At 34.3% G+C, this 501-nt stretch carries 1 protein-coding gene; it reads right to left on the bottom strand.

Annotated features, from left to right (window positions below):
- A partial coding sequence (locus tag FOT98_RS31550) for an RNA-guided endonuclease InsQ/TnpB family protein (RefSeq protein ID WP_260851164.1) occupies positions 1 to 501 on the bottom strand: 501 nt, incomplete at both ends.

Below are 501 nucleotides of genomic sequence, written 5' to 3'. Positions count from 1 at the left end.
GAGCGTTGTTCACGTTTTAACCGTTTTTCTATCTTTTTTACTTTTATTGTTTTGTTGATGTTTTCATGAACGATACCATCGCTACGTGTAGCAAAATCTTTCACTCCTAAATCAATCCCTAGACCTACTGCATTGAGTGCTAACTTTGTTGCCATTTCTTCCAATTCGCAAAGTACAGATACAAAATATCTTCCTGCTCTTTGATATACTGTGCCACTTTTTACAGTTGCATTTTTAGGGATATATCCATACTCTTTTAACCTTATCCAACCAATTGTAGGAACTTTTACTCTATGTCTTTCTACTGTCCAATCTGTTTTGTTGTTTTTCGGAAAGTAGCACTTCACATCTTGCTTCCTCTTTTTTTTATATCGTGGAAACTTAGATAAACCTTTAAAAAATTGCTTAAAAGCTTTATCTCCATTCATAATCGCTTGTTTTACCGCTTTGCTCGACACTTCTTTAATCCACTGGTCACACTCTTTTGTATGAATGTTGTTT

The sequence above is a fragment of the Bacillus sp. HY001 genome (assembly GCF_007558965.1).
Classification (GTDB): domain Bacteria; phylum Bacillota; class Bacilli; order Bacillales; family Bacillaceae_G; genus Bacillus_A; species Bacillus_A mobilis.
The sequence above is the reverse complement of the archived record's forward strand: the minus strand, read 5'-3'. Positions and strand labels throughout refer to the sequence as shown.